This is a genomic window from Archangium sp. (assembly GCF_036389735.1).
Taxonomy (GTDB): domain Bacteria; phylum Myxococcota; class Myxococcia; order Myxococcales; family Myxococcaceae; genus Archangium.
Genome location: NZ_DASVWK010000689.1, coordinates 1 through 4,969 on the forward strand (window position 1 = coordinate 1; position 4,969 = coordinate 4,969).

The 4,969-nt window shown below is 66.8% G+C and carries 5 protein-coding genes; 2 read left to right on the forward strand and 3 right to left on the reverse strand.

Annotated elements, in window-relative coordinates:
- On the reverse strand, positions 1-403 hold a 403-nt coding region (locus tag VF794_RS24285), incomplete at its 3' end, for a DoxX family protein (protein ID WP_331114324.1).
- Between the two features lie 130 nt (positions 404-533).
- On the opposite strand from VF794_RS24285, the gene VF794_RS24290 reads away from it, so the two are divergent.
- The gene (locus VF794_RS24290; protein ID WP_331114326.1) at positions 534-1,223 is read left to right on the forward strand and encodes an RNA polymerase sigma factor; all 690 of its coding nucleotides are present in this window, start codon (positions 534-536) and stop codon (positions 1,221-1,223) included.
- A gap of 124 nt (positions 1,224-1,347) precedes the next feature.
- On the opposite strand, the gene VF794_RS24295 is transcribed toward VF794_RS24290, so the two are convergent.
- On the reverse strand, positions 1,348-2,082 hold the full coding sequence (locus VF794_RS24295) for an immunity 52 family protein (RefSeq protein ID WP_331114328.1): 735 nt from the start codon (positions 2,080-2,082) through the stop codon (positions 1,348-1,350).
- A gap of 12 nt (positions 2,083-2,094) precedes the next feature.
- Complete coding sequence (locus tag VF794_RS24300) at positions 2,095-3,222, reverse strand: Tox-REase-5 domain-containing protein (RefSeq protein ID WP_331114330.1); 1,128 nt, start codon at positions 3,220-3,222, stop codon at positions 2,095-2,097.
- 1,185 nt (positions 3,223-4,407) lie between these two features.
- Here VF794_RS24300 and VF794_RS24305 point away from each other — a divergent pair.
- The coding region (locus tag VF794_RS24305; RefSeq protein WP_331114332.1) for a hypothetical protein at positions 4,408-4,969 on the forward strand (562 nt) is incomplete at its 3' end.

The following is a 4,969-nucleotide window of genomic DNA, read 5'->3' on the forward strand; positions in this document are numbered from 1 at the left end:
GCGGCACCTCGGTCCTCCGCCGGTCCACCTCGGTGGCGGGGGCGCGGACCTCGGACAGCCGAGCGAGGGTGAAGGCTCCCACCGCCATCACCAGGTCCCGTACCGCGATGTCGAAGTAGTGCCCCATGCCGAGCAGGTTCAGGGCGATCCCCACCAACCAGGCCGCGACGACGTAGGCGCCCAGGCGCGTCAGCTTCGACAACACCAGCAGGCCCGCGGCGATCTCGATGATGCCGACCGCGTGCATGAAGGTGCTGGCGGGGATGACCCGGGCGACGAGGGGGCTGAGGTACTGCTCCCAGTTCGTCAGCAGGTTGAAGAACTTGTCGAGCCCCGCGACGATCGGCACCACGCCAAACGCGATCTTCAATGCCCACCACGACTGATTCAGACGGCTGTCCATGTGATTCCCCTCTCTGGGTGAGCAGCACCGTGGCTGCTACCCGCTAGGAGTCACGAGGGCCCCCTGACGTGACACCGCGGGGCGGCTGTCACCTTTTCGTGTCTCGCCTCATCTAATGGGTATGGAGACGATGCGGGAGCAGGAGCAGGAGACCAGTCAGACGGGCATGGGCTCGCCCACCGACGAGGAGCTGGCGGGGCGGGTGAGCGAGGGCGAGACGGCGCTGTTCGAGGTGCTGATGCGCCGGCACAACGCGCGGGTGTACCGGGCCGTGCGGGCGTTGCTGACGGACGAGGACGAGGTCGAGGACGTGATGCAGCAGGCCTACGTCCTCGCGTTCACGCACCTGGAGCAGTTCAAGGGCAGCGCGAAGTTCTCGACCTGGCTCATCCGCATCGCGGTGAACGAAGCCTTGCTGCGCCTGCGGAAGCAAAGCCGGTGGGTGTCCATCGAGGGCGGGCTGGGCGAGGACTCGGAGAAAAGCATGAAGCTGATGGAGCGCAGGACCCCCGACCCCGAGCGGCGGGCCATCGACCGCGAGCTCGTGCGGCTGCTGGAGGTCGCCATCGATGCGCTCGCTCCCATCTACAGGACGGTGCTCGTGCTCCGGGAGGTGGAGGGGCTCTCGACGGAGGAGACCGCCGAGGTGCTGTCGGTCAGCGAAGACGTGGTGAGGACCCGGCTGCACCGGGCCCGGGCGCTCGCCCGCGAGGAGCTGGACGCGCGGCTCGGTGGCCCGCTGGAGGAGGTGTTCTCCTTCCATGCCTCGCGGTGCGATCGCGTGGTGGCCGAGGTGATGGCACGCCTCACCACGAGCTGACTGCTCGGGGAGGGGGTCAAAGGATTCATTCCCCCAAATCGCGTTGCCGCTCGCCGGACACCGCGGCGCCCGATGAATTCGAACCTCTCTACGGCCGTCCTGTCTCGCTCATACGGACCTCACCTCATTCAGGGGGCCTGGACCGCCGCTCAATGACGAGCCGGAGCAGACCTCGTTCCTCAAGCAACTTCTGGACGCGCCAGGCGAGCGCCACATGCTCGGGGTTGCTCGGGGAGAGCCGCTCGGGAGTCAGTATGACGAGCGTGCCCTTGTCGCCTACGGGCTCTGCGCGCACGGGCGCGGGCAAAGCTGGCACCGCTCCCCGCCCGCGCGAGAAGTAGGTCATCCACCCCAGGAAACAGCCGAGGCGACTGCCGTTGGAGAGCTGATCCCAGAGTCCGTCCGCTGTCGCGATGGCCCAATCCGGCTCCCAGGCTACGGCCATGGCGCGCATGACGCCAGCGAGCACGGCGGCGCTGAGCATGCGCTCACTCCCCAAGGGCTCCGACGGGAAGAAGAGCCGAAGGCGATTCGGGGCAACCGCAGCATCACCACCACAGTTGAGCATCACCAGTCCCCCCTGATCCTGCCTCACGTGCCCCGTCCAGGCGCCAAACGAAAAGCCGTCCGGCCCGTTCTGGTACTTCTTCTTCCCAAAAAAGCGCATGAAGGTGTCGTGCGTGGGATCGAAGCCCAACTGCAGCGCCTTCCGGGTGGAGTTGTTCTGCTCGTACCACTGCGCGTAGCTCGGGTGGCATTCGCCCATCAGGCGGAAGAAAGTCTGCGCCCGCTTGGCGCACTGCTCCGCGGACTCCGGACGGCCCCCCCAATATGCGCCTGCTGAATACGCCTCGCTCATACGTGCCGACCCTCACTTCACCGGAGCGGTGTAAACGACCTCGATGGCCTGCAGTCCTTCAGCATCGAAATGCTTTCGAAGAACCGCGACCATCCGTTCCTCGGCAACCTGCCAGCGCACCCGCAGCCCTCCCGCCAGTCGAGCCTGCCGCTGTGCCTGCGAGATCATGTCCTTGAGGCCCTGGTAGTTCCACTGAGGTCTCAGGTCCTCGTCGAACCATTTCGCGTATTCGCGCGCCTTGGCCTCAAGCAGCGTGCCCGTCTTCGGGTCAAATCCGTCGAAGTCCACGAAGTCGTCCCCGCGTTTGACCCTGTATGCCCAGCCCTTCGGGGCCCCCGTCACCTGGGCTTGGTAGTCCCGAGCCTGTTCCGACATGCTCGAGGTGTCCTCCACCCACTGGCCCGGCCCCCCAAGGGGCACCGTGAGGCTCCCCAGCTTGCCGCCCCAGGCCGCCACCTTCGCAGTGCCTGCCCCGGCCGTGCCCGCCGTCAGTACCGCGCCCGTGGCGAGCCGCGACACGGTGCGCACCTTCGCGGCGTAGGGCTTGTGGCGGAACTCATCCCACAGTTGCGGCGAGTTCTCATAGAGCTGCCTCACCGCGCCCGGCAGCTGCGCCAGCCCCTCAAGCGTCTCGCCCGTGTAGAAGACGAGCCGATAGAGGCCTTCCACCATGTCCACCACCGCGAGCACTGCCCCTTCGGCCACTGCCAGCGCCGGGTTGTCGTCGGGCTCGTACATGCCCGCAGGACGCGCCCCCTTCGGCACCTCGAGCCCCTGGTCCACCGGGAAGAGGCGCTCGCCCTCGATGGCGTAGAAGGGGCCAACCTCGAAGCGCCCGGCCCGTAACGTGCCGTCCTCGGCGAGCACGACCTGGCCGGCTTTCTGGACCGCTACTCCCGTCGTGGCCCTCACCAGGTATCCGTCCGGACGAAGCACCAGCAGCCGCGAGAAGCGCCGCATGCGCGCCTGGAGCTCGTCCCTCGTCACCACCTCGCCGCCCGCGGCCACCTCCAAGAGCAGGTGTGCCGCCATACGGCGCAGCCCGAAGTTGCCCAGTGTCAACGGCGTAGAGAGCAGGTGGGGCACCAGTTCCAACCCCTGCTGTGGCGCCAGCGTGCGCCCGTCCTTCGGCAACGCCATGCGCTCGGGATACCCGCCTGGGCGAGGAAGCCCTGGAAGTAGTCGAGCGCCATGGGCACCTCGAAGGGCCGTCCCTCGCCCACGCCATCCGGCCATCCAACGCCCTTCCGCTCCAGGTCCTCCTCGTCGTCCACCTCGCTCGCGCGCTGCGCTCGATGCCGGGCTTGCCTCGGCGCCCCGGGACCTTCGGTCGCAGACGCGACCACCGGGACGCTGGCCTCCGCGTCAGCGCTCTCCAGGTCGTCATCGGCCCCACGGGATCCAGGTGCGGACGCAGCCTGGGCGTGGCCCTCGATCTCCTGTGGCCTGGGGTGTGCCCGCTGCACCCGCCACCGCTGGCGCCTGTCCCCCAGGTTCCCGCCCATGGGATAGCCCGTCGCGCACGCCGTCTGCAGCCCGAGGAGCACCAGCACCACCAAGCGCCCCACCCCCCACGGCCAGCTCCGTGAGCTCCACCATGCTTCGAGCTGCGTACCGCCGCCCTCCCCCACCGCAGGACTCCGGTGCTTCTTTGACATGGCGCTGGCCTCCCCCAGGGGACAGAACCCTGAAGGATAGGATGCGGGTTGGCCAACCCTACAGGGGGCACAGGCCCGCTCTCGGGGAAGGTGTCAAAGGATTCATTCTTCGACCTTACCCATTTTTCTGAGGCCCGAAGGCGCGGGTAGGGGCAGTGGGTGAGAAGCCCTCGCGTTCACGGCGAGAGCAGTACCCGACACCATAAGTGCGCGCAGGACGGGTGAATGGGGCAGCAGGCCCGCACGCCCTGCTGCGCTTTCCACACGTGTGGAAACCCGGTGGCCGTGCTCCGTTCCGGCACCGGTGAACTCGCACCACATACGGTCTCGTTCGCGCTTTCCACGCGGGCAGAAGACGCAGGGTCCCGACCAGCGGGGGAGGGCCAATCACGCGGAATGATGGCAGCATGACCAATCTGCTGATTCAGTTGTGGGTGCAAGCAGTCCGGTGGCTTCCCGTGGTCATCGAGTCCGAGTCGGTTGTCGTCCTCCTCTGCCTGCTTCTCGCCGGCAGGTAGGGGTACGGAGAAGGGGCTGTCGCTACCCCGGGCTTATGTACTTGGTCCTCCGGATCGGCACCACACGGCAGTGCGCGGGGCGCGGATGCTCAAGGGTGCGCATCCATTTTGTCCCGGAGGGTAGAAGACCGCGGAGGAGTGAAATCGGAATGAAAGGGTACAGCGATGAACTCCCGGAGATGGTCCGCCGCAGACTGGTGAGCTGCGGTGACGTGGGGGTCGCATGGATGAACGGCCTGGATCGGCTCGTGAGCGACCTTGCCGAACAATGGGAGCTGACCCTCGGGCGAATCCTCACGGGGGGGACCGCGGCGTTTGTCGCCGAAGCCATCACCGCGGATGGGACGAGCGCGGTTCTGAAGCTCAAGATTCCAGGGGAAGATCCGACGCGGAGTGAGCTTCGCATGCTGCTCGCGGCACGAGGTCGCGGCTATCCCCTCGTCCTGAAGCATGACGAAACGAAGGACGCCCTGTTGCTGGAAAGGCTTGGAACCCAACTGGCCGAGCTCGAGCTTCCCGTTCGTGCTCAGCTCGAAATCATCTGTTCGACCCTCGAGGAGGCATGGATTTCCGGAGCTTCAGCGGGTGGATTCCAGACGGGAGCGGAAAAAGCCACTGCTCTGGCCGGAGGAATCACCCAGATGTGGCGTGAGCTTGGGCAACCCTGTTCCGAGCGGCTGATCACGAGGGCTTTGGAGTTCACGGCTCGTC

What these genes read in the sequence shown, in the direction of transcription:
- VF794_RS24290 (WP_331114326.1), top strand. Translation starts at nt 534, where the DNA reads ATGCGGGAGCAGGAGCAGGAGACCAGTCAGACGGGCATGGGCTCGCCC.
- VF794_RS24295 (WP_331114328.1), bottom strand. Translation starts at nt 2,082, where the DNA reads ATGAGCGAGGCGTATTCAGCAGGCGCATATTGGGGGGGCCGTCCGGAG.
- VF794_RS24300 (WP_331114330.1), bottom strand. Translation starts at nt 3,222, where the DNA reads ATGGCGTTGCCGAAGGACGGGCGCACGCTGGCGCCACAGCAGGGGTTG.